General features: G+C 46.4%; 14 protein-coding genes. 1 reads left to right on the top strand and 13 read right to left on the bottom strand.

Features of this window, described 5'->3' with window-relative positions:
• Positions 1-118 precede the first annotated feature (118 nt).
• From MHB49_RS15905 to MHB49_RS15895, 3 genes are all read right to left on the bottom strand, one after another.
• Positions 119-913, bottom strand: coding sequence for an SDR family NAD(P)-dependent oxidoreductase (locus MHB49_RS15905; protein WP_405156817.1), 795 nt, complete (start codon positions 911-913; stop codon positions 119-121).
• 166 nt (positions 914-1,079) lie between these two features.
• Positions 1,080-2,129: a helix-turn-helix domain-containing protein gene (locus tag MHB49_RS15900; protein ID WP_405156816.1), complete on the bottom strand. Its 1,050-nt coding sequence runs from the start codon at positions 2,127-2,129 to the stop codon at positions 1,080-1,082.
• 151 nt (positions 2,130-2,280) lie between these two features.
• Positions 2,281-6,222 (bottom strand): S-layer homology domain-containing protein, encoded by a 3,942-nt coding sequence (locus MHB49_RS15895; protein ID WP_405156815.1) that lies wholly within the window; start codon positions 6,220-6,222, stop codon positions 2,281-2,283.
• Between the two features lie 324 nt (positions 6,223-6,546).
• Here MHB49_RS15895 and MHB49_RS15890 point away from each other — a divergent pair, with 324 nt between their 5' ends.
• Positions 6,547-7,452, top strand: coding sequence for a MurR/RpiR family transcriptional regulator (locus MHB49_RS15890; RefSeq protein WP_405156814.1), 906 nt, complete (start codon positions 6,547-6,549; stop codon positions 7,450-7,452).
• Positions 7,453-7,497: 45 nt separating this feature from the next.
• Here MHB49_RS15890 and MHB49_RS15885 read toward each other — a convergent pair whose 3' ends face one another.
• The 10 genes from MHB49_RS15885 to MHB49_RS15840 all read right to left on the bottom strand — a co-directional run bounded on the left by MHB49_RS15885 (position 7,498) and on the right by MHB49_RS15840 (position 25,755).
• Positions 7,498-8,214 carry an N-acetylmannosamine-6-phosphate 2-epimerase gene (locus tag MHB49_RS15885; RefSeq protein ID WP_405156813.1) on the bottom strand — a complete coding sequence of 239 codons (717 nt, stop codon included), beginning with the start codon at positions 8,212-8,214 and terminating at the stop codon, positions 7,498-7,500.
• Between the two features lie 5 nt (positions 8,215-8,219).
• Positions 8,220-9,749 (bottom strand): maltose/glucose-specific PTS transporter subunit IIC, encoded by a 1,530-nt coding sequence (locus MHB49_RS15880; protein ID WP_405157151.1) that lies wholly within the window; start codon positions 9,747-9,749, stop codon positions 8,220-8,222.
• Between the two features lie 299 nt (positions 9,750-10,048).
• A complete protein-coding gene (locus MHB49_RS15875; RefSeq protein WP_405156812.1) occupies positions 10,049-13,333 on the bottom strand; it encodes a glycosyl hydrolase in 3,285 nt (1,094 codons plus the stop codon).
• Between the two features lie 24 nt (positions 13,334-13,357).
• A complete protein-coding gene (locus MHB49_RS15870; protein ID WP_405156811.1) occupies positions 13,358-15,370 on the bottom strand; it encodes a glutaminase domain-containing protein in 2,013 nt (670 codons plus the stop codon).
• 143 nt (positions 15,371-15,513) lie between these two features.
• On the bottom strand, positions 15,514-17,166 hold the full coding sequence (locus MHB49_RS15865) for an extracellular solute-binding protein (protein ID WP_405156810.1): 1,653 nt from the start codon (positions 17,164-17,166) through the stop codon (positions 15,514-15,516).
• Between the two features lie 63 nt (positions 17,167-17,229).
• Positions 17,230-18,126 (bottom strand): carbohydrate ABC transporter permease, encoded by an 897-nt coding sequence (locus tag MHB49_RS15860; RefSeq protein ID WP_247902784.1) that lies wholly within the window; start codon positions 18,124-18,126, stop codon positions 17,230-17,232.
• Positions 18,127-18,138: 12 nt separating this feature from the next.
• A complete protein-coding gene (locus MHB49_RS15855) occupies positions 18,139-19,065 on the bottom strand; it encodes a sugar ABC transporter permease (RefSeq protein ID WP_113054820.1) in 927 nt (308 codons plus the stop codon).
• Between the two features lie 44 nt (positions 19,066-19,109).
• Positions 19,110-22,193: an alpha-mannosidase gene (locus MHB49_RS15850; protein ID WP_405156809.1), complete on the bottom strand. Its 3,084-nt coding sequence runs from the start codon at positions 22,191-22,193 to the stop codon at positions 19,110-19,112.
• 41 nt (positions 22,194-22,234) lie between these two features.
• Positions 22,235-24,439 carry a hypothetical protein gene (locus tag MHB49_RS15845; protein WP_405156808.1) on the bottom strand — a complete coding sequence of 735 codons (2,205 nt, stop codon included), beginning with the start codon at positions 24,437-24,439 and terminating at the stop codon, positions 22,235-22,237.
• 167 nt (positions 24,440-24,606) lie between these two features.
• A complete protein-coding gene (locus MHB49_RS15840; protein ID WP_405156807.1) occupies positions 24,607-25,755 on the bottom strand; it encodes a GntR family transcriptional regulator in 1,149 nt (382 codons plus the stop codon).
• Between the last annotated feature and the right edge of the window lies 1 nt (position 25,756).

Raw genomic sequence — 25,756 nt, 5'->3', positions numbered from 1 at the left:
AATGGTTATGTTTTGTTCCCGTTAAAATCCATTAAGCTTATGGATATATAAAAACGAAAAAAGAACCTTGGGCTTGACTCAAGGTTCTTTACGTTCAGTTGTATAGTGAAAAGCGAGATTAGAAGATGGTTGGCACCATTCCCCCATCCATTCGGATTGGAGAACCTTTGAATGCTGATGCATACGGACTGCATACAAATGCGGCCAATCTGCCTATTTCAACAGGCTTGATAAATCGCTGTAGCTCGGATTGAGGCAGGTTTTTCTGCATAAAATCCTTCTCTTTTTCTAAAAAAGTCATCGATTCATCAGGGTAGATGCTCTCAATGATTTGTTGCACATTTTCAGAGAGGGTTGGTCCTGGCATAATTGTATTGACGGTAACTTCTGTTCCTATCGTTAATTTCGATAAACTTTTGGACAACGATAATAACATGGATTTGGTCATGCAATACTGAGGCATTTGTCCTGAAGGCATGACGGCTTCTTCACTCGCAATAAAAATAATGCGGCCATACTCATTTTTCAACATTTTAGGCATATAAAATTTGGACAAAGCATTTGCAGCGAGCACATTCGTACGGAAGTATTTCTCCCATACCTCATCGCTGATATCTTCATATTGCATGATTTCATAAATCCCCATGTTGTTCACGAGAATATCAATTTGGGGGTATTTTTCAAATAAGCCTTCTCTTTGACCTATATCCACCAGATCAGCTGTAGCTTTTTGAGGTGAGGTGGCGGGGAAATCGGACTTCATTTTATTAACCGTGCTTTCAACCTCTGCATCATTCCGTCCATTAATGAGCACATTAACCCCTTCTTTGGCAAGTTCAATGGCAATGGCTTTCCCGATTCCCTTCGTCGATCCTGTAACCAAAGCTGTTTTACCGTGTAAACCCATATCCATATCACACTACTCCTTTTATTTTCTTGTAGCGGCAAGCTGAATGTTATCATGTAAAAACAGTCTTGTGCGCCGGATAGGATTTATATTACCTTGTCTACTTGGCCCAGTAACTAGCGTGTTGCGCCAAAATCCTTGCATAACACGCCAAATGATAGAAAGCCCGCAATTAATGAAAAGTTGATGATTCTGGCTGTCCTTCGGATAGCGAGTCCGTGTCTAAATATGCCATGCGCCAATTCGTTGGCGTATCCCCTTCCCATGAGCGAAAGGCGCGGTAAAACGAGTTTTGGTCTTCATATCCAAGTAAGAATGCCACTTCCTTAATATCCAGCGCAGGGTCTGCCAAGTAGGCTCGTGCCTGCTCATGTCTGGCTTGCGTCAATAGATGCTTGAAGCTTGTATTCTCCTCTGTAAGCCGGCGCTGCAAGGTCCGATCGCTCATACCTAATTCCTTGGCTACGATCTGAATGTCGGGGCGCCCTCCTGTGAGACTGCGCTTCATAATCCATTTGACCATCTCTGTAACGGAGCGACTGCCCTGCTTTTTCACCAGTGAGCGATCCAGTACAGGAGTAAGGATCTCCAGTAATTCTTCGTTATATGAAAGAAACGAACGGTCCAAATCTTTACGATGTAAGGTGAGCCGGTTACATGTTGCACCAATCCGAATTGGGCAGCCAAAATAAGTCTCAAGGGTGCGAACATCGCCCATGGTGTGCGAAAATTCGACAAGCCGCGCAGTCAAAGGTTGACCCGTTCCCCGGCGACCAAGTTCGAGAAGAAATGCCAGAGTGACACCAACCAGCAATGGCGGACCTTGTTGCTCATTAGTCAACCATTCCAGTTCGATGGAACAGTCATCGCCCTCCTCTGTAATATGCAAGCTTTCAGGTGGACAAAGCTGTTTGTTGCGAGCCATTCGATGTAGGGCATCACGGTAGTCACGTGCGTGGTAAGTCGCTAAGACACTTGGCGGGTATTTCCCTGTTTCAAAGACGGTTGCAAGCTTGATGATTGCTTCGGCAGTGTCACCGACGAGATCGGAATATGCCTGCCAGATCGCAAAATATTGAGCGGTCGTGACAGTTGGTTCATTTATAATCGTGAGCGGCAGTTGTGCCTTGCGAGCTACATCATGGGCGGCAATCCCTAATTGATGCAAGCCTGTCCAAAACCCTGCCGGGAATTTAATACGCTCAGAGGTATTGGCTCTCATAAATACCCTCCTTCTTCGAATCTTGATTTCTTAATGATTCATCCACTGTACAGGGACACTAATTTTTTTGCAATATCTCCGGTTCCTCTGAATAAACAAGAAACCAATGCGGGAACGTTCCGCATTGGTTTCGAGGAAATTAGGTTTAGCGTTATTTCGTTTGTTCAAGAAGACCAACAATAAGTGTAACTGCTTCAGCACGGGTAGCTGTCTGCATCGGAGCAAATCGATTACCACCTACACCGCCCACCAGACCTGCTTCCACGGCAGAAGCTACATAGGATACTGCCCATGCTGGGACATCCTTTGCATCTTTGAAATCCAATTTCAAATTGGAATCCGTTTTAATTCCGCCAGCGCGTGCGATCATAGTTACCATCTCCGCACGGCTCAGCGTCTTGCCAGGGCCGAAAGAGCCATTTTCGTAACCATTGACAATGCCAGCGGATGCAGCTGCTGTAATGTAAGGCTTCGCCCATGAAGGAATCTGTTTATCATCCGTATAGCGAATGCTCTCACTAGCGGTATTCAGCTTCAAGGCACGGCCCAGCATCGTAATGAACTCCGCACGTGTGACTTTCTGATTCGGACGGAAGGTCTGATCGCCATAGCCATTCACGAATCCAGCTGCCAAGGCTTTGTCAATTGCAGATTTTGCCCAGTGTCCAGCTGTATCTTTCAGCGCTGGCGCAGTGCCTCCGTTTCCGTTATTGCCTGATCCAGTATCCGGTTTGTTGCCGGAATCAGTTCCGCTGCTAGTTTCGCCGCTGGAACCGTTACCGGTTGTTGTATTGCCACCGGTTCCTGAGGAGCCATTACTGCTGCCGAACCCGGATCCATTACCTGAGCCTGAACCCGATCCAGGATTCGATGTTCCCGGATTGGAAGTTCCTGGTCCCGGATTCGAAGGTTCTGTCTTCTTCACGATACCGAACTGATCAACAATGAACGGGTCTGCTCCGTTCAGATTTTGGTCAATTTCATATGTTACAGCTGTCAGTTTGCTGCCGTCAATCGTAATGCCCACAAAATTCTGGACCTGACTGCGCATTGGACGACGGCTGTCATTCGGATCAGGACCATATTTGGCAGCATGATTCTCATCTGCAAGCTCAAAAAGACCGTAATAAGCATCACCGAGACTTGTGCTCGGATTTTTGTAATACACTTTTGGACCAGCTGTTGCCGGAATTAGATAGATCGAGCCATTCGGATTTACAGAGTATTCGATTTTCTCTCCATTCATCACCTCGGTGATGATTTCCGGCTCCCGTGCTGCACCCTTTTGATCAATCGGTTTTGTGCGGGCGTAGATATGGTCATGCCCCTGGAGAACAAAATCAATGCCAAGCTCCGCCATGATCGGTGCAATTTTGGTGCGTACTCCATTGGGTCCCATAATGTCGGAATCCGTCGCATGGTTTGACGTCGTGTATGGCCCCTTGTGAATGTTCACAATAATCCATTGGGCTCCGTTTTTCTTGGCAGCCTGGACATCTTTTTTCATCCACTCGACCTGTTCTAATGAGAAGTTATCATACTCGTCCGAATCCTCATTGGAGTTCAACACAACAAAATGCGCATTGCTGTAATCATAAGAATAGTAAGCTCCCGTTTCCGTTGCGGAATTCTCTGGTGTCTGGATGTTGAAATGATCGATAAACGCATAATTCTTGTCCTCGTGGTTCCCTGCGGACGGAACGATGGTTGTGTTTAAGAGGCTTTCCTGCGAATGCCCAAGCAGCCAGTTCCACTGTTCCTCTTTCACACCAGTATCCACGATATCCCCGTTATGAACGACAAATTGTGCATCCGGTACGGTAGCCAATGCCTTGGACAATGTTTCAGAGGACAGAATAGCTTCATCCTCTTCCTTCGCTTGTGTATCCGCCAGATCAATGAAAGTGAATTTGCCTTTTTCCGGTGCTGTACGGAAGGTTCCCGTCTCGCTCCATACATGCTTGGAAGCATCCCCTACACGGAAATAATAAGTCGTATTGGCTTTCAGATCTGTCACTTCTGCTTTGTGCATCAGTTCTGTAGGAGCATTCGCAGGTTTTGCAGAGCGTCCTTGAACCGATATGGCTTGCAAGAAATCAGGTGTTGCAGATATTTTCTCCACAACCTGAAGGTCGCTATTCGTTACTTGATCGGACGTGTACCACGTAAAGCCTTTGCTATTCGTTGGATCTCCATGGAACGTTACCGTTACCTTGTTTACATGTTCTGGAGCAGGAGCTGTATCCAATTCCTTGATGATCCCGAAAGTATCCACGATAAATGGTTCAGCATTATTTTTATTTTTGTCAATTTCATACGTTAAGGCGGACAGCTTGTCTCCATTAATGGTCAAGGAGACAAAGTTCTGTACATGACCTCTAGCCAAACTTGTAGTGTCACCATATTGCCGTGCGTGGTTTTCTTCCGCAAGCTCGAACAAGCTGAAGTACGCGTCACCAAGTTCAGTTTTCTGGTTTTTGAAGTATACTTTGGCCCCTGCGGTAGCAGGAATCATATAAATGGTTCCATCCGGTTTGACCGCGTATTCGATACTCTGTCCATTGAAGGTCTCCGTTATTTTGGACACATCTTCAGCGGTACCATCGCTCTTGATTGGTTTCGTCCGTGCGTAGATATGGTCATGTCCCTGAAGGACCAGATCAATCCCCAGTTCGTTCATAAGCGGAGCGATTTTGTTCCTTACACCGTTTGTTCCAATAATGTCGCTATCCGTGGCGTGGTTGGATGTCGTATACGGACCTTTGTGAATATTAACGATAATCCACTTGGCTCCTGCGGCTTTTGCTTCCGCTACATCCTGCTTCATCCATGCAACTTGCTCATTCGAGAAGTTGGCGTACTCCGTTGAATTCTCGTTGGAGTTCAATACGATAAAATGGGCTTTGCTGTAGTTATAAGAGTAATACGCGCCGGTTACTGTATCAGCACCGTCTGGCTGTTTCACATTAAAATGCTCGTAGAATGCATATTTTTTATTCTCATGATTACCTGCGGATGGTGCAATGGTCGTATTCATCAGACTGGCTTTGGAATGACCAAGCAGCCAGTTCCATTCTTGCTCTGAAGTACCATTCTCCACAACGTCCCCGTTATGAACGACAAACTCAGCATTCGGAACAGTAGCCAGTGCCTTGGAAAGTGTAGAAGCGGACAGGATCGCCTCATCCTCTTCCTTGGCTTGTGTATCTGTCAGGTCGATAAAGGTAAACGCTCCGTCAATCGGAGCCGTTTTGAACGTTCCAACCTCACTCCATATGCCCAGGTCCTGATCACCAACGCGGAAATAATAAGAGGTATCTGGCAAAAGACCCGTCGCTTCCGCCTTGTGCACCATTTCTCCTGGAGAGTTGGAAGCTACAGTTGCACGCCCATTGAAACTTTGAGCCTGACTGAAATCTGCAACGCCTACTTGATTCGACACCACTTGAACCGTGCTCTGTGCAGATGCAAGAGGCGTGTACCAAGTGAAACCTTTGCTACTTGTTGCATCACCGTAGAAGGTAACTGTTACTTTGCTGATATCCAGTGATGGCGCATCAGCCAATGCTATTAGCTCCATGTCAAAATACAGGTCAGAGCTGCTGTCGCTCTGCTGATGTACTTCGACCGCAATTTCATTTGCACCGTCATGCAAATTAGCTTTCATCGGCTCAGTCAGATCGATATTCTCATACATCACCGGCAAGTCCTGACTTGAGGTTGCCTTGGTAGAGTACTGAATCTCACCATCCGGCATGCCAAAGCGACTGACTTCCTGACCATTCACATAGATCACTGCACCGTCATCAATACCGAAAGTGCCAAGAATTTGTCCATAACCGTCAATTTCAGCCTTGTTGACAGTTAAGTTTGTCCGAAAGTAGGTTGTGCGGGGTTTATTTTTTTTGTCCGAACCGTAGCTGACTTCCGTTTGGAGAGGTCCAAAATAGGAAGTGCTTATGCCATTACCGTTGTCTTTGTAACCAAATGGAGCGGGAGCCGAGTTCCAGGACGAATCATCGTATGAAGCACGCCATTCGGATTGCAGGTCCTGACCCTGATCGAAATAACGCCAATTGGCGTTACGCTCCATTAGAATAACTGGCTCGGTTGATGATGCGGCATGGGCTGAGTTGACGCCCCCAAGCCCCGCAAGCCATCCGAATACCAGAGCAATCTATAACAGGATGGATAACATCTTTTTGTAGTGGTGACTAATCATAATTCTCTCCTTTGTATGTAGGATTGGTTGGCTTATGTACATCCAAACAGGCCAAGCATAACAAGGGAAGATCAGCATCCGGTTAGAGGGGAGTAAAAATTATGTAAACTCTTATATTTAGGTGACTTGTAATACAGTCAAAATTTCTAGTTAACATAATATTTAATATGGTTATTTAAACCATTGGTTTAAAATATGAAGACTATTTTTAAATGTTTGATGAATTGCCTTTTAAGAAGTAGACTAATGAGGATAGACTATACAAAAGTTAACATGTTTTTGGAAAGGGGATTCGTAATGTCATCCAGTGTCATTGACATGCTTCAGCTTGAATACCAACGTTTTTCAGCCAAAGAAAAGGAAATCGCTGATTATGTAATGCGCAATAAATCATCTATTAATAACATTAATATTAGAGATTTGGCTGCTTTCACCAATGCATCCATGTCAACCATTACTCGATTTTGCAAAAAAGTGGGCTGTTCTACCTTTGTGGATTTTAAAATTCGGCTTAACCGTGAGGTTGATCAACCCCGTAATGAAACGGATTTCTTCATAAGAACACAGCAGATCCACAATGATATCATCAACGCAACCGCAGAAATGCTGGATACCGACAGAATCGAGCAAGTGGTCCAGTACATAAAAAAAGCTCGCAGAATATATGTCTATGGTTTGGGAAGTTCAGGTTTATCTGCTCTGGAGTTCAAATACAGACTCATGCGAATGGGTATCGTCATTGATGCGGTGACCGATTCACATATGATGATCATGAGTGCTTCTCTTTTGAGCGAAGAAGATCTGGTCATAGGTTTATCCAATTCAGGACGAACATTGGAAGTTAGTGATGCATTAAATACAGCCAAAAAAAGAGGAAGCACAGTCGTTGGAATTACTAATTTTGATCACACACCCCTGTCTGAAATCTCGGATCTGTGCATTTTCACACCGGATATTGGGCGAACCGGAGATGTAAACTTCATCAACAGCCAGTTGGCCATTATTTACATCCTGGATGTGATTTCACTTCTATTACTTGAGGATGAACATTTACTCCATGCGCGGCAACAAACGTTAAAAGCTCTTTATTCTGCTGAATAACAAAACAGCCAACTTGATTCGTTGGCTGTTTCATGTTTTCTCCTTTTATTTAGCAGAAGGTGAAGACTCCTTCAATTTTGCAATTTCAGAGACAAAACGTTCCGTAATTTGTTGTGGGCGGGTAATAGCTCCACCGACAACAACACAATAGACTCCGGCCTCCAGACACGTTGCTGCCATCTCAGGGGTCATAATATTCCCTTCAGCCACGACAGGGGTTTGTACACTAGCGAGAATTTCTTTCAAGGCTGCAAATTGATTATCGTACAGCTTCAGCCCTGCTGTCTCCTCTGTATATCCAACCAATGTAGAAGAGATCAGATCAAAACCAAGTCGTTCTGCATTAATAGCTTCCTCTTTGGTTGAAATATCCCCCATTAATAGAAGTTGAGGATGTTTGGTGCGAATTTCCTGTACGAATTCATCCAGTGATTTACCGTCCGGCCGTGCACGCAAAGTCGCATCAACCGCAACAATCTCTGCATTCACCTCGGCAAGCTCATCCACTTCCAAAATCGTTGGTGTAATAAATACGGGATTGGTTCCGTAATTTCTTTTTACAATGCCGATGACCGGAAGATCAACCTGTTCCTTGATTTCTTTCACATCTGCCGCCGTATTCGCACGAATACCGATGGCTCCTCCCTCTTTTGCTGCGATTGCCATGCGTCCCATGATAAACGAACTATGAAGCGGCTCATGTTCCAAAGCCTGACATGATACGACGAGACCGCTTTGTAAACCCAATTTATCTAAATTCATTGCAATTACTCCGTTTCCATAATTTCTTCGATTTCATTTTTGATCACCGTTACCTGAGGGCCGTAGATGACCTGTACTCCATTTCCGACCAGGACAACCCCTTTGGCTCCCGTAGCTGTAAGTGCATCCTTTTGAACCTTTTCGATATCCTTCACGGAAACACGAAGCCGCGTTGCGCAACAATCCAACTCATTGATATTATCTGCACCGCCCAATCCATTCAGGATAGCAATGGAGCGTTGTTCACCTTTCGTTGATGAGGGTGTATTGGCGGGCTGACTTTGCGTTTGGGTGTCTGGCTCCGACGTCACCTCTTCCTCACGTCCTGAAGTTTTTAAATTGAGCTTCACGATCAAGATTCGGAAGGTGAAGTAATAAAGGAAGAACCAGACCACACCGATGATGGGCACGATAATCCAGTTCGTTTTGGCATTACCCTGAAGTACCCCGAATAAGATAAAGTCGATTAATCCACCTGAAAAAGTCTGACCGATTGTAATCTCGAAAATATGGGATAACATAAATGCCAAACCATCAAATACGGCGTGAATGACATACAGGATTGGAGCAACAAACAGGAATGAGAATTCCAGAGGCTCTGTTATTCCTGTCAGGAACGAGGTGAGCGCTGCTGATAGCATCAGTCCACCGACCACCTTTTTACGTTCAGGCTTGGCCGTATGATAAATAGCGAGGGCTGCACCGAGCAGACCAAACATCATCGTGATGAAACGACCTGACATAAATCGGGATGTACCCGAGAAGAACTTCTCGGTTGCAGGATCTCCCAGTTGAGCAAAGAAAATATTCTGTGTCCCTTCGTAAACCTTTCCCGCAACCTCCATTGTTCCTCCGAGACCCGTCTGCCAGAAAGGCAGATAAAAGATGTGGTGCAACCCCAGTGGACCCAGCATCCTTAAAACGAATCCGTAGAATAGTGTTCCGATATACCCTGTTCTATCGACCAAACTGCCAAGCTGTGCAATGCCGAGCTGGATGGTTGGCCAGATCAGGAACAAAGCAATGCCGACAAAGATGGCTGCAAAAGATGAAACGATAGGAATGAAACGTGAACCTCCAAAGAATCCAAGGAATTGAGGAAGCTCTATTTTATTGTACCGATTATGAAGCCATGCGGTAACCAGTCCGACTACGATCCCTCCAAGTACACCGGTTTGCAGTGTTTGGATTCCGAGTACCATACCTTGACCGGCACTAGCCAAATGATCTGCGGCAAGTTTTCCCGAATTGACCAGCATCGCATTAATGGATGCATTCATGACCAGATAGGCAAGACCTGCTGCCAAACCTGCTGTACCTTTGTCCGCCCTGGCGAGTCCGACGGCTACACCAATGGCAAAGATCAATGCCAGATTATCAAACACAATACTCCCTGCACTGCTCATCACCGTAAAAACTTGCTGCAACCACGTGATTTGCAAAAATGGATACGAGTTAATTGTATTGGCGTTGGATAAGGCCCCTCCAATCCCCAGTAATAGACCCGCCGCTGGCAAAACAGCAATAGGAAGCATAAACGATTTACCAAACTTCTGAGCCTTCTCAAAATACTGCTTCACAGTGATATCCACCTCTCTAAAACTATTTTCATTTACATAATAATTATGAAAATGGTTTTCGTCGATATAAATTTAAATCGCTTTCATAATGTGTTAGGTATAATTATTTGATATATAATTCGATTTAAATATAATTATTTCCAGCACAGCAGACCCTCAATCTTGTGGGTTCAATGCAAAAAAAGCCGCCATGATGGCGACTTTTTGCGTTCATATTGTTCCCGACAATCCCTGGTCGAATCCGAAATCATGCACTATTTTAGTATTTTGGTCACCAATTTTACCGAACCGTTCACGCCTGATGGTAGTGATAACTTTCCGTATACATTCTCTAGTGTATTGGCCACCTGAATGTCGATTACGTTGTTTCCTCGCACCATATAAGACGTGACGTTCCAATGGTAGGGTGGCCACAACCGGATGCCAACTTGCTTTCCATTCACATACAGACATGCGGTCTCTCTAATATCTTCAGCTTCCAGCCAAATTTCACTTGCCGGATTCAAGCTAACATTATACAAGTCCACTTGCTGCGAGTACACTCCTGCTCCCGAATAAAAAGGATAACCATCAACATTCCAAATCCCGGTCAGTTGTTTCCGTTCCACGGTTAATGTATTCTGATTTTCTATCGCAAATGAACCAATCAGATAAGCAGGAAAAGAAATGGCTGGCATAGGTTCCAGCAATGAAACCGTAAGAACTTCAAGCTCATTCTCGCCTTTCACCAGATGTTTGGTGATGTCCACGCCAGCGTAATGAATATCTTGCCACGGTGAAGGCCCTAGTGCTTCCATCCGTGATCCATTAACAAAGATTTCAACATTACGTCTGCGTTGCAGGAAACCAATATGGGATGGAATGTTTTGTTCCACGTCGTCGAGGATCAGCTCAATCTTGAAGATCTGCTCATTCCCAAATTCGTTTGATTGATCTGCATCTTTCTGTAATTTCATAAGCTCGATCCATTCCTCTGTCACAACAAATGTTGTACGGTACGTATTGACTTGACCTGGCATTGTTGCATTCATTCTCGACTGACGGTCATTCAAGGTTACCTGCCATTGAACCAACACGAGTACATTCGGTTCGATGGTCTGGAAATTCCAATAATCACCTAAAATCAACAGATCATTGGCATCTTGAACTTTACAATTCATTTGCTCTTGCTCTTGCGGCATGGGGATATTCTTATCATCAGTGTGAAGCGGATCAGGTACATGATCCAGCCTGACCAATAAAACCCGAAGCTCTCCCGGTACAAATGTCAGAACAGCATCATGACGCAACGGGTTTATACTCCCGTTTTCCAAGTTCCATTCTTCCATCTGTTGTCCCATCTTTTCTTTCATGTGTTCTTTCTTAACGTTCTGATGGAGTTGAATGGTCACGGGTTGCTCTGACCAGTTCATCAGCCATATATGCACATGATCGTTAACTTTGCGTTCAACACTAATTAGATCCTCCGCATGGCCTTCTACCTGCTTCCAGCTGATGTCCGGTTGGGAGATCATTAACTCTCTTAAAAGAACACAAAACTTCATGAGCGTATCATTATAATGTTGGTCCTCGTCCGTTTCTTCTTCCTCTCCCTCATCTTCATGAGCTGTATTGTTCATGGAATAGAACAGGCTGTACCCTTTGCCGATCGCTTGTAATTTCCCATGCTGAGGATTGGAACCAAATAGTACATTCATATGCTTCAGTACTTCCGGATCATTACGCTGTGTCTCGCTATGACAAGGAATTGCCCCAACTGCAATAAGCGTTCCACCACGGTTTACAAAGGCAACAAGCTGTTTGGCGATATCTCTGGACATGACCGTAATTTCCGGCAAAATCAAAATCGAATATACGTTTAGTTCACCGTCAAATTGATATCCTCCAGCATGAGTATTCTTAGCCTCTCTGAGCTGACACTCATCCACATAATCGTAATCAATGGAGCTGCGCAGCATGCGGTCTGATAATAACGAAAACAATTGATCCGCAGTGGGATGCTGGTTCGATTCACCGGATAAGAACATCTGCTCATATACCGTGTGGATAGGTGACAACAGAAGTACCTCAGGAGCACGCTTTGTGAAAGCGCCCAATACACTCAACCGACCAAGATAATCGGAAAAAGCCCGATAGTGTGGCCAGTGCGGAGCATGCATGAATTCGGTCGGCGGGAAGTCCGTTTTCCGATACCCTGCAAGTGAATAAAAGAATGCATGCGGGATAAACAGATTAACACCCAGAAATGCCATGAAATTGGCATCAAGCCGCCTTTGTCGCATGGAATAGGCAAGACCACTTGCACCAAAGGACTCGCAGATGACTCTCTTTTTCCCGTTCAACTGAGCGACAGACGCTGCGGTCTTTACGGAAACGATACGATGCGGATTCTCCTTTGTGCCGATCCCATGTGTCAGGTAGTCTACACCTGCATAATCGAACTGCTGCAATACGCGGGTTTGATTCCCCTGCGACCGGGCCTGCCCCCAGACGGGCTCCTCCAGCGTATGGCCGATGTACAGCAAGCCGTTTGATGCACACCACGTGCGAATGGCTGCATGATACCCTTCGACATACCAACGGGTAATCGTATCATAATAATCCTGCCTCGCAGATCTGCTGCCATCGGCCATACCATATAACAGCGCACCTAATCTTGGAATCAGATCATATCCGTTCTCCTGCTGATAGCGCTCAGCCATCCCGTGTGTCCATGCAAACACCATTCCGGGCAGAGATGCATTCACATCTTGAACCGACGTTCGGATGGCTTCAACTCCAAAAAAACCGTCATGGATCATGAGCCCAGGTTCATCCGTGAATACACCTTGAATAGTCGCACCAAAGTGCGGTTGAAATTGCTGAAACGGCTCATATGCCGATTGAATGAAAGCCTGCACGGCTTCAGGGTTCAACGTGTCCAGATAATACCCTTTTGCAAACGTGATCCCTTCCGCAATTTCACAGGACCAACAGGCAAGTATAATATAATCCTCGTCGGTTTCAGGCTTCCATTTCTGTCCACATAACTCTGTAATAATTTCAGGTTGATCATATATCAGCCATTCCCCATCCTTCTGGATGGCAGGATAGGCGAGAATTGCGATGAGTTCATTATTAGCATAGGAGGCAAAATCGAGAGATAACTTTTCCTGCTGTGCTTCCTGTAAATATTTTCGTTCCTCAATCCTTAAGTAACTCATCCGATATTCGGGATGCTGCCTCGTCAGCTTGCCACCCAGTGTTCCGCTCGGCCAATTGTCCTCATCATACAGCCAGACCACCATATCGCGCTTCTGGCACTCCTTAGTACAAAGATCCAGCGTATCCATGAATTCCTCTGACAGGTAAGCGGCCTGCATTCCATGACGAGCATGCAAAACTACGCCTCCAACACCCGCTTCATGCATGGATTGAATTTGCTTTGCGAGCTCAAGCCTGGTAAAACTGTGGTTCAGAAACCAGAAGGGCTGTGGGCGATACGTTGCCTCAGGATTCTGGAATTGCTGCTGCAATTCATCAATGTTCGTGATTTTCATTTCCACATTCATCACCTGATCTCATCATGATTTGGATGCAGATGTCTTTCTCAGCAAAGGAATGAAAAATCCGCCAACGACCGACCGATTTTGAAAATTCAACTGCTTTCCGGTAATGGTGTCATACCAGTCTGTCACAGGTACACGGCTCGATGTTTCATTCATAAAGTCCCACAGAGGTGAAATCATCTGTTCGAATTGAGGCTGCGATTCGCTCATGGAGGCACACCATACGAGCCAATCGGACTTGGTGTACGTCTCACGACTATCCAGCGGTATGCCATATCGATTCTGTTTTTGCTGATAATACGCCAATTCTTTGGCAGCCACTTCTTTTGGAAAAAGGTTGAAGTCGAGCAGACGATCCCACACCAGATTGTATTTCATGCTCCATGACTCATCCGAGCTTTCAAACGTCAGCTTGTAGTGATCACCTGCTGTGGCCATGGAAGACCACTCCTCTGCCATTTTTTCAGCCGCTTCACGATAAACGGCACCATCCGGCAAACCAAGCTCATCACACATATACGCATAGGCGGCAATCCCTAATATCGCTTTAATGGATAAATTGGCATTGTGCGCAAGATGTCCGGCAAAGTCGTCCGTGCACAATTGATTCTCAGGGTCCAGTCCATGCTGCAGCAAATATGAAGCCCATGTTGTGAGAAGTCCCCAGTGCTCACGGGCAAATTTCGCATCCTTCTCATATTTGCATACCGCTGCTGCCATCAGGAGCATATTGCCACATTCCTCGATAGGCATCTGGTATTCGAGTTTGTTCTCTCCGTAAACCTGGCCATTGGCTTGGGGGTAAGTCCCTACGTCATGTGGAGCAAAATCAAACGTCCAATCCGTACTCTCGGCATACCTATAAATTGGACGCATCATGCCTTTGACCAATTCGGTGTTATACCTCAGAAACAATGGAATCGACGGGTAGCTCACATCCACCGTAGCAATACAGCCGTTACTAAAGTTTTCCTTGGAGAAAAATAATACTTCTCCGGCTTCATCAGCAACCAATTTATGTGCAGCAATCGCTTGCCGATAGGTCAATGCCAGAATGTCTCTATATTGGTTCCCGCCTGCAGCCTGACTCTCCGTTAAAATTTCCCGATTAAAGCGGTCGCATCGTTGTACTACCTCTTCGTATTGATCCGCTGCTTTTACCAGCATCTCCTGAAATGTCACACCATCTTTCTTCCAATACGCATTCAGCGGTTTGTGAAAATATTCAATCGCATGAATATCATCATAGGCGAGCATCAGGTAGCGAGATGCTGACTCTTCATGGATAAGACCCAGATCCATTTCAGTTGCCATGACAGGCATATCGCCAGATATGGCCTTCGGCTTGGTAGAATCATCTCCTGTCTTCAAAAGACCTGACCCGGCATACTCTTCACGCCTGGATACCGAATGAATAACCGATTGAGATTGATGGGATCGCTGGACTACCAGATACATGTAACCCCAGTCTATTCTTGTATCATCGCCGGCACGTTTTAATATAGGCTGTTCCACCGTTCCCATAGACATGGCGTGTAACTGTTCATTGATGACATGGGACGCCCAGGTGACTTGCTGCTCAGGGGTATGTACACACCATTCACCTGTCACATCGAAATAGATTTTCACTTGATGGGCCTGACCGTCTATCGCTTGAACATGGAACGTAACATACGTCACAGGTCTGGATAACAGCTCCAGATCATCGAGCAATAGCGGCGTGGTAAAATGAACCTCAAGTTTGATGCCTTCTCCTTCAAAGGTGTAACGGGTCGTTACAGGCTCAACGGTAAGATTCGTCTGAATGAGCACATCCGGCTCCTCAATAGTTGAAGTTTCCTGAACGCCTACTTTCCCCATAAACCTTCTGATTTTGCCGTCAATAACAATCATGCCGACCATGCCCTGTGATTTATTCGTCCAGTGCCTGGTATGATCATCATATAGATGGTCAGCAGCAGACCATACGCTAAAATAAGGGTCTACCGTGATCAAAGGTACGGATGGTGGTCGGAAACTCGTCGTCATTTGTTACATCTCCTTCAATTCAATTTTCTCAACGCAAACGGTGAATCTTTTTTTAAAGGGAAAGGCTTTGCTCGCCCTGTTAACCAAGGCGCTGCAAAGCCTATTTGATTCCCATTGTCAATCGATAACTTGCCCTTTCGGCATTAGTTCGGCATTTGAACAGTTACGATATCTTTTCCTTTCAGGTTCTCATTGGTGAACTGCATCGCTTGATCGTATCCGGTCTTCCGAAGCTGTTCCCTGAGGTCGTTGATAATGCTAAGAGCCGCTTCATCCGATTTTGCAAAAATGGCTTCCTTCCAGGCATCTCCCATCCGGTCCATGGAAGGCTTCAACATCTCCCATTCCGGTGACTTCGTAATCACATCGCCCGGGTTATAGGCTGTAATTACGTGAATGCCGTTTGGACGCAGGATTTTCCGGGCATTTTCCATGGCATCGAGGCGATCCTGGTCTGCCCAGATATCTCCGCCTGCTGCCGAGTTGATGCGATCGAGCCCTGTGACCGATTCCAGTCCGATGGAAATGCCCTCGTTCTTGCGGACTTTACCGGATTGATCTGCTGTAAACTTATCGAACCATTCTTTGTTCGGTACAGGTTTGCCGTCTTTCATGTCCCAATGTACACCTTGAACTCCGTACCGGGCCAGCATAAAGCCTTCGTCAGAAGCCATGTAATCGAGAAATTTGAGCGCCGCATCTACACACGCACCCTTGCAGCTGCTGGTGATAGCCGTTACGTTATTTCCTTGAATGCCAAGATCAACAGGCCGATTTGGATCAACATCTGCCCGCTCCAATGGTCCAACCGGGATGTAATCGCTTCCAGGATGTGCAGTAACATATTCTTTGGAGGCATCAAGAATGGCCGGATAATGTGCGGCAAGGATCGCAATGCGTCCTTGATTGATTTTTTCCTTGGCGATGGGATCCGTCTGGGTAAAGGCTTCAGGGTCCATCAGTCCTTCCTCAACCAGTTTACGATAGAACAAGGTGTATTCTTCGTATCCTTTGGTGAAAAAGTTATGTTCTACCGTTCCGTCACCTTTGTCTACATAGCCTGCGCCTGAATAGAACATCGTGTTGCCGATGCCTACGGACCATCCGTTACTGAAGCCGCCCAGTGGAAACACGGGCTGGCCGCTCTCCTTCAGGTTGGCATCCTTGATTTTTTGGAGGAAGTTATAGAAGTCTTCCTTTGTCACAACAGACTGAGGATCCACGCCGACTTTCTCGGCGATATCTTTACGAACATAGAAGCCGTACAGCCAATCCATGCCGTCTTCGTTCGTCGCGGGCTGATTTTGTAAGAGTAAATATTTCTTGCCGTCATACGCATCTATTGCTTTTTCGTATAATGCTGGTGGCACATTCTCTTTTGCAATAGATTTCGCAAGGTTCGGATAATCCCCCAATTTATCGGATATATCGACCAGCTGTCCTTCTTTGGCAGCCTTGATGATCCCGTCCAGCTCACCGCCCCATGCAGGTCCGGTGTAAATGTCCGGCAAATCCTGTGTCGCGAAGATCTGGTTTACTTTCTCCGTCTCGCTGCCTTTTGTATATTCCCACTCCAAGGTGACGCCCGTTTTCTCTTTGATTACTTCCTCCACAGGGGTTATTCCATTATCCGATCCGCCTGAGCCATTCCAATTGTGCAAGATTTTAAGTTTATTTCCGTCCCCCCCTTCTGCACCTTCCCCGTTCCCTGATGAATTCGTGCAACCGCTCAGCAAACCTCCAGCCATGATGGACACGAGCAAGATCGATACGCCTTTCGACCAAATTCTGTTCAAACCAATCGCCTCCTTGAATAAATGATCTCGGTAAAGCACTAGCGAAATTCAGGTCAGGATGATCTACCCTTTAACGGAACCAATCATAACCCCCTTCACGAAATATCGTTGCAGAAACGGATATATACATAAGATTGGGAAAACCGTAATGACAAGCAGAGCCATACGAAGTGATTCAGGTGTTGCTCCTGCTCCACCGACACCACCAACCGTCTGTCCACCCTGCTGTGCTGCACGCTGCATCGAATTGGATAATGCCTCTGCTTCCGTCAGCATTTCTTGCAGGAGGGTCTGCACCGGGATCAAATCTTTGTTGGATACGTAATAAGCGCCTGAGAACCAGTCATTCCAGTGGGCTACCCCAATAAAGAGCGAGATGGTTGCAAGTACCGGCCCGGAAAGCGGAAGTATAATTCGCAGGAAGATTTGAAAATCACCATACCCGTCAATACGGGCGGATTCCTCCAGCTCTTCCGGTATGCCTTGCAGAAACGTTCGAATAATGATGATGTGCATAAAGTTGAACAACAAGGGCAGAACGTACACCCAGAAACTATTGATCAGATGCAGTTTTTGAAGCGTAATGAAAAACGGGATGAATCCCGCACTGAAAATCGTGGGCAAAAAGATGTAAAAAGTGAAAAAGGAGCGACCTGGCAATGTTTTTTTGGAAAGTGCATAGGCCATGAGTGTACACAATACAACGTGGAGAAAAGTACCCAGCACGGTGCGCATAATCGTAATTTGATATGCCTTCCAGATCCGTGCGTTATCGAATACCTGGGCATAGTTATCCAACGTGAATTGGCGGGGAAGAAAATAAATTGCACCTTGCATCGAATCCTTACCGTCGTTCAGTGAATAAGCCAATATATATATAAACGGGTAAATCATCGAGAATCCAACCAAAGCAAGAAAGATATAGTTAAACACCGAAAATAAGGACCATTTTCGTTCCATAAAGTCACCTCCTTAAAACAGGGATACATCACTGACTTTGCGGGCAATGCGATTGACGGTTACAACCAGAATGAGTGCGATAACACTTTGGAATAGTCCGACAGCTGCAGCGTAACTGAGACGCCCTTCTCGAATCCCGGAGTTAATGGCATGCACGTCCAGTACACTGCCCAGATTTGCGGTTGCGGGTCCATTCAGGAGCAGCAGTTGTTCATAACCCGCGCTCATCAGACTACCCACAGCGAGTATGAATAATATGATCGCTACATTGCGAATACCTGGAAGTGATACGTGCCACATCTGTCTGAAGCGTCCTGCACCATCCATTTTGGCAGCTTCGTAAAGCTGCTGATCAATACCCGCAATGGCGGCCATAAAGATAATCGAATTCCAACCGATATTCTTCCAGATATCTGAACCGACAATCATCTGATAGAACCATGTTGGATTGTTCAGGAACTGGATCGACTCCGCTCCAAATGACCCCAATAAGTCATTGACTGGTCCCCCATACGGCGTTAGGAGCCGTTGCATCAGCGTAACCACGACGATCCAGGACACGAAATAAGGCAAGTAAGAAAGGGTCTGAACCGTCTTTTTGAATTTGATCATTCGGACTTCATTTAAGAGGAGTGCAAGAATAATAGGCATCGGAAAGCCAATTAGCAGTTTCATGAGACTGATGATGATCGTGTTACGGATGATGTCACCGGATTGGTAGTAATTGAAGAACTGTTGAAAGTACTTGAGGCCTGCCCAGGGACTTCCGGTGAATCCACCAACGAAATTGTAATCCCTAAAAGCAACCTGAATTCCATATAGCGGTACGTAGGAGAACAGGAAAAACCAGACGATTCCGGGCAGCATAAACAAATAAAAGAGTTTATGCTGCCAGATTCGCTTCATCAATCGATTGTTACTCACTCGTGTCTTGATCACATTCCAACCTCTCCTTTCTCATGATGGATGGTCAACCATCCCAGCTATAGCTGTCCTAGCTTCAATCGTAACGTGATGATTTCAAATGGCGTGAAGGATAGAGCCATCTGGGATGCTCCTGCAATTGAAACGGGTGAAATGATATTCTCCATAAGATCAGTCGTCCAGGCTTCTGCTACTTGGAATCCAAGATGTAGCGCCGTGGTGGCATGGGTTCCCGAAGTTTCATATAGACGGACGATGATGTCGTCTCCATCCTCGGCCTTTTTGACGGATTCCACCATGATGTGCGGGTGATCCGGCTGAAGAAATGTTTTGGAATACGGGAGCTTACCGTTCGGCTTACCAGATACAGACGATAAGGAAACTGTACGAAGCGGGATGTTCAGCTCATTACCTCTTCGATAGATCTCAGCCTGAACATGGTTCCCTCGATGCGGATATAACGAGTAGGTGAATGTATGCTTTGCACGATCCGCTTCCGGATCAGGATACGAGCTGCTGCGCAGCAAATTCAGATCAAGCACATTATCGATGGCTCGATGACCATATTTGCAATCGTTGAGCAGGGCGACTCCATAATCCGGCTCCGATAAGTCAATCCACTGATGAGCACATATCTCATCCTTGGCGAAGTCCCACATGGTATTCCGATGGGTCGGTCTGGTTAAACTGCCAAATTGGATCTCACAGTGAACCTGATCTGTACGAATATTCACCGGGAATGAAGTACGAAGCATTTTCCCGTTCTCTCTCCAATCCACGGTCGTCTCGAAATCAATCCGCCTGCTGCCTTCTGTCAGAACGACCGTCTGAATCAGAGTCGATTCTCCATAGTTATATTCGAAGACCAGCCCGACTTTTGGACCCTCACAAAGCTCGCGAATGTCACGAAGCGTTAATGGCATTCCTGTATGTGCGGAATAGTCATGACTGAAATCCCAAGCATCCCCTTCGTCGTGATACACACGAAGTGCATTTCCCAAATGACCTTGCGGAATGACTTCCCGAGCTTCTACCTTGTCCCGAATGGAGATGATGGCTCCGTTCCGATCAAACTTCACGATGAATGTGTCGTTCTCCACGCAGCGTTCTTCAGCGGAAACCTGAAATTCCGAATCCAGCATTCCCAGTACCACCTCAGTGGAGGATGCGATTTCATTCATGGCACTCTCGTCCACCTGATCAGATATCATTGTGTATCCCATGGAAGGAACCTGAACCTTGCGCCATCTTCCATTCGTGTGAAGCCACTCCTGCCGCTCCCAAGGTAATGAATTGAATATCACCATGGAGGAAGCGGATGAGACATCGACATTTGAAGAAATCTGGCCTGCCAAATCGCTGTAGGTTTCGTTGATCATATTTTCTGTCTGCTCCAAAAGTTCTGCATATCGCACTAGTGACTCATCGTACACTCGCTTGATTGAAGATCCCGGAAGGATATCATGGAACTGATACAGGAGGACTTCCTTCCATATTTTTTCAAGCGTTTCGGACGGATAACACTTACCTAGCTGTGCTGCCCCAAGAACTGAGGCGAACTCCAATTCGCGCAGCGCTTTCTCCATCTTCCGGTTATACCACTTGCTTCGCGCCTGACTGGTCAGGGTTCCTTGATGCTTCTCCAGGTAAAGCTCACCGCGCCATGTCTGGAATCGTTCACGTTCTTCATTCAGCCGTTCGAAAAATTTCCACGAAGGTTCCTGTACGACAGGGGACAAGCCAAGCAGGTTTTTCTCCCGGGCCAGCCGCTCCAAATGTTCCTCACCAGCCCCCCCACCCCCGTCTCCTATACCAAAGAGCATTAGCGCATGGCTGGACACATTTTTATCCAGATAGTCCTGTTCAGCTTTGATGATTGATCGCGGAGCTGCCGGACTGTTGTAAGTATCTTCAGGCGGCATATGTGTCAATACTGCTGAACCATCAATTCCCTCCCACAAAAAGGAATGATGGGGGTGTCGGTTGTACTCACTCCAGGAGAGCTTCTGGGTCATCATGTAATCCACACCGGATTTTTTTAATATCTGGGGCAAACTTGCCGAGTAGCCGAACACATCAGGCATCCAGAGCGATTTCATTTCCATCCCAAATTCCTGCTGAAAATAACGCTTGCCATACAAAATCTGGCGTACAAGCGATTCACCACCAGGGACATTGGTATCCGATTCTACCCACATGGCTCCCTGCGGTTCCCATCGGCCTTCATGTATCCGTTCCTTGATCTGGTCATACAGCTTGGGATAATGCTGCTTCATCCAATCGTACAGCTGCGGTTGGCTCGCTCCGAATACATAATCCGGATAACGCTCCATCATGCGAAGCACAGTTGAGAACGTTCTAGCTCCTTTTCGGATCGTTTCACGGATAGGCCACAACCAGGCTAAATCAATATGGGCATGACCAACAGCGCTTAGGGTTAAAACCGGATCGCCTCCCTGCATGCTCAGCTGTTCATTCAGTCGTTTCTTCGCCTGCTGGACATGCTCTTTCGAGAATTCTGTCAAGAGTAACGAAATCTCATAGAGTGTCTGATAGATTCTCTCCTTGCGAGCGGAACCTTCCTGGAGCTGCTCTGCCGTTTCCAAAAGGACTTCGGTGTCATAATAGAGATCCCGAATATCATCCCTGCAGAAAGCGATGAGTGCTTCTTTCAATGTTCCTCCGCGATACTTGCCGAACAGATCATTATTGCTTGCATCTGCCCATACTTCAACTTCCTGCCCATTCACAGAGATCTCCTGGAGCTGAACGACTCGTTTTCCAGGAAGACCTAATGAAAAATCAAATTCAGAGTTAATCGTCGTCAGCCCTTGGATAGGTGATCCTTCTTGGTCAACCAGGCACAGTTCACCGTTGACATCGAGCAAAAGGACCGTGCTTTGGTTACTTCTGACTACCGGAAATCTACCTGCAAAACGGAACCAGGCACAGTCCCATAACTCCCCCCAGTGTTCTCCTTGCGTGAGTGTCACTTTCCTGCCGGACATCCGTTCCGCGTAAGGTACAGGCTCTGGTGTGACCCAAGCCGTCACTTCCAATTCGGCTATCGGCTCATATATCGCTTCCCGAAGTTTGTTTAACATTTGTTTTAAACGTTCTGGCCTTATCGGTTCATATGGCATGCGAGTATGCTCCTCTCTGTTACATCAATCAGGTTGTCGATTCAGGAAGTCCAGCGGACTTGAACCTCTGCGTTGTTCTCGTTGCCATGTTCATACTGAAGAAATACTGTCTTTGAATCCGGGTCCCATTCCCACATCAATGGGACGGTCTGTTCATGAACGACATACTGGGCAGATAATGGTCTGGCCTTGCAGTACAGCCTCGCCGTTGCCTTCATATTGGCAGGACCCTTTGCTACGAATCGAAAACCTTCGGTAGACTGTGACAGACCTTCTATTCGGGAGGAAGCGGCAATGACGGATACTTCTGCATCCGTTGGACGACCCGCTTCAACATCATAGAGCAAGGTTTGCTCTCCCGGATTCAGGGTCACCTGGCTCAGCACAGAGAGCTTGGAATCAAACAAATCCACAATCGGACCTGGAATGACTACTGCATCTTCGCTGACCGATTCATCGAGAACCGATGCGATTAGATAGGGACCTCGTCTAATTTTGAAATATGGCTTCGATTTCCACTGTAGTTCTGGTCCGTGAACAGCTTCCATCGTTTCTTTGACAGATTGGCGCAGCCGATCAGCTCCTGCCTTGGATAAAGTGAAGTCACCCGGATGTTCATCCAACCAACAAACTGCCCCTTTTCCTACCTTATTGAGCCCTCCCCTCCTATCTTTCAGACCCAGCTGTTCAAACAAATGTGTTCGAGGGGAGTTATACGTCAGATCTGACTGCCCTTGCTTGTGGTCATGATTCCACCACGCACGAATATCGTGATACGGGTCGCTGTCGTCGCCAACATAGATTAACGCTCCGCCGTCCTGTACCCACTGTGCAAGTGCATAATGAATGTCCGGATATTCCGGTTTGATGAATTCATAGCTTAGAATGAGCACACGATAACTTGCCAAGTAACCCGGATACCGCCTTACATTATCCAATTGAAGCGGACGGACAGGAATACCATGTTTCACTAACGGGAGTGTCAGACCGTAAAAAGGAGAGAAATCAAGCAGTTCTGTATCGCCATCCTCCTGGAATCCTTCAGGGTCTGTTCCATCATATTTACCAGCATGAGGTGCATTGGGATCTAGCTTCATTCGTTGAAACATTGCTGAGTCTGCAATGAAAACGCCAACTTGTAATGGCTCCTCTGTTGTTTCCATCACATCTTGATTCATGTTACCAAGCGTGTGCATGACTTGAAGTAAAGTTGTGGCGTAGTCTGACGGAATTTGCTCCTTGCCAGAGCCATCCTCGGATGGGTAAGTACCTTGAAAGATTCGTCGAGGCCAAGGTGAGACTTCATAATGGGCGACTCCGGGATGCAGCAGTGAGGCAACCACCGTTTTTAGATAGTTCTGTCGGTAATCGGCCCAGGTATAATTCGGGTTATCTTCAATCGGATCATGGAGGAACCACATCCGTCTGTCGGTCCCACGAACCAGTTCTTGCATGACGCCATATTCAAGGTAAGCGGTTTCAAATGTGCGTTCTTTACGCAACCCTTCATACACATTGGGGGTTCGGGATGTTCCGGTCCAGATCTGTGCAATGTACCCATCGATGGAAGGCAGCTCTAGAAGCTGAGATTGTGGACTGACGATTCGCCACTGTGTGTAATTAATCAGACTATGGGTCGGAACATAAAAGCGAAGGACACGACCATAACGTTTTAACGCATAGTCCTTCATCTCGGCACATAACCGGTCCAGGACGCGTGTATATAAATACGCTTTTAATTTGGAGGCTCGAAATTGTGCATCAGGCGAAGCGTGTGGTGGAATCCAGGGTTCTTTGTAATACAATTGCCACTCCCGTTTAAAAGCTTCGGAATATCCTCCGTTTACCCAAAACTCAGGTTCCTCGAGATGGATGGCTTCCACTCCGGCGTCAACAGCAATACGGATTCGCTCCGCTATGTAATGTCCAAAGGAAATGGTAGGCACCATGTATGGAATGACTGGCTCGCTCCCATGAAGAATCATGTTGCCGTCCCGGTCCATCTGAGCTTCATCCCAATGAGTTGCACCATCGACCTCGCCATCCAGATAGTTGTTATAGGTTCCCCAGGCAACACCCGTCATCAGATGAACAACATATCCTTTTTCTTTCCACTTCCCAATGCGTTCCTGCATCGAGTCGTCAATCCCATATACCATTACAAAATCAGTCTGCAGATCATAATCGGGATGGTAAGCAGCAGATTCTTGAAATCCGGTACGCTCTTCCTTTCGATCTCTTGCCATATTCATAACCCTCCCCCTGCTCATATTTGATTTGGGTTGCAATGTATGACCATCCATCATTTTCTAGACTATAATATATAATATGAATATATTCAATATGTTTTTATACAAACATAAAAAAACCTTCTCCGCTTCTGAACGGAAAAGGTTTTCTTTTCTTGTGCAAATTAAGCTCGAGGAATCGTTCCGGTAGTTTGACGTATGACCAGTTCGGGTTCAATTAGCATTTTGCTGTAACTTATCACTTCCCCATGACCACGCAATACTTCAAGTAATTTAACAGCCGCCTGATATCCCATATTGCGCTCAAACTGCTTCACATGGGTAAATATGCTGAATTCCTCTACGATGGATGTGGGGTCATCAAAGCTTACAATGGATACATCTTCAGGCACCCGAAGCCCTGCTTGCTTGGCCATTTGATAGATTTGCACACCCAGTCTACCGTTAAGCGAAACATATGCCGTGACCATCCGGTTCTGGATATATCGGTACAAGGGGTGGGCTTCCGCATCCTTGAGTTCACTTAGCGGTTGAAAATCAGTAATCATATGAGCAGGATTGATTAAAGCCCCTTTGCTTTTTAAAGCCTCAATATAACCTTCAATCCGCTCCTGAACCGTGACCGTCTGAAGGGGCGAATCGGAACAAATGGCGATGTCCCGGTGTCCAAGTTCCCATAGATGCTCCACAGCCAGCCTCGTGCCCCGTCTACCATCTGCTGCAATATAATGTGTCTCGACCCCCGGCAAATAGCGATCCATCAGAACAAAAGGGAATCCTGAAAGCTTCATGCCGAGGATCTCCTCGTTGTAGTTCTCTTCATCGACAGGAAAGATTAGCAGACCTTCTGCCCCGAGCGCCTTCATTTCCTTGATGACGTCTTTCTCTTTATCTACCTTGCCATGCGTAAACATGATCATGCTGCGATATCCCTTCTCGCGCAAGGCTTGCTCAATCCCCTCAACGAGCCTGATGGCAAAATAATCATGGATGGATGGCACAATGATACCAATCATTCCCGTGGACAGCGTTCCCTCTTTGCCCTTCGTCGTGGTTGCTTGTGTTAATGTCGCAGAAGCACTGTCCGCTTCTTCTGCTACAAAACTGCCTTTCCCCGGCACACGCGCAATTAACTTTTCATTGGCTAATCCGGTCAGCGCATTGGCAACCGTGATTTTACTGACCTGAAACTGATCCATCAGTTCCTTCTCTGTCGGTATGCGATCACCGGGTTTCATTTTTTCTGAAGTTATGACATGTCTGATATAATCCTGGATTTGTTGATACAGCGGAATTCGATCATTTGTACTCATA

Origin of the sequence: Paenibacillus sp. FSL K6-0108, from assembly GCF_045040695.1 — a bacterium.
Taxonomy (GTDB): Bacteria; Bacillota; Bacilli; order Paenibacillales; family Paenibacillaceae; genus Paenibacillus; species Paenibacillus pabuli_B.
Note: the sequence above shows the minus strand (reverse complement) of the source record. Positions and strands in the feature narration are given on the sequence as shown.

Excerpts from the sequence above, each read along its gene's own strand:
- MHB49_RS15850 (WP_405156809.1), bottom strand. The coding sequence starts at position 22,193 with ATGCCATATGAACCGATAAGGCCAGAACGTTTAAAACAAATGTTAAAC.
- MHB49_RS15885 (WP_405156813.1), bottom strand. The coding sequence starts at position 8,214 with ATGAATTTAGATAAATTGGGTTTACAAAGCGGTCTCGTCGTATCATGT.
- MHB49_RS15845 (WP_405156808.1), bottom strand. The coding sequence starts at position 24,439 with ATGGCAAGAGATCGAAAGGAAGAGCGTACCGGATTTCAAGAATCTGCT.
- MHB49_RS15880 (WP_405157151.1), bottom strand. The coding sequence starts at position 9,749 with ATGCTTCCTATTGCTGTTTTGCCAGCGGCGGGTCTATTACTGGGGATT.
- MHB49_RS15890 (WP_405156814.1), top strand. The coding sequence starts at position 6,547 with ATGAAGACTATTTTTAAATGTTTGATGAATTGCCTTTTAAGAAGTAGA.
- MHB49_RS15870 (WP_405156811.1), bottom strand. The coding sequence starts at position 15,370 with ATGACGACGAGTTTCCGACCACCATCCGTACCTTTGATCACGGTAGAC.
- MHB49_RS15860 (WP_247902784.1), bottom strand. The coding sequence starts at position 18,126 with ATGGAACGAAAATGGTCCTTATTTTCGGTGTTTAACTATATCTTTCTT.
- MHB49_RS15875 (WP_405156812.1), bottom strand. The coding sequence starts at position 13,333 with ATGAAAATCACGAACATTGATGAATTGCAGCAGCAATTCCAGAATCCT.
- MHB49_RS15900 (WP_405156816.1), bottom strand. The coding sequence starts at position 2,129 with ATGAGAGCCAATACCTCTGAGCGTATTAAATTCCCGGCAGGGTTTTGG.
- MHB49_RS15905 (WP_405156817.1), bottom strand. The coding sequence starts at position 913 with ATGGATATGGGTTTACACGGTAAAACAGCTTTGGTTACAGGATCGACG.
- MHB49_RS15895 (WP_405156815.1), bottom strand. The coding sequence starts at position 6,222 with ATGGAGCGTAACGCCAATTGGCGTTATTTCGATCAGGGTCAGGACCTG.
- MHB49_RS15840 (WP_405156807.1), bottom strand. The coding sequence starts at position 25,755 with ATGAGTACAAATGATCGAATTCCGCTGTATCAACAAATCCAGGATTAT.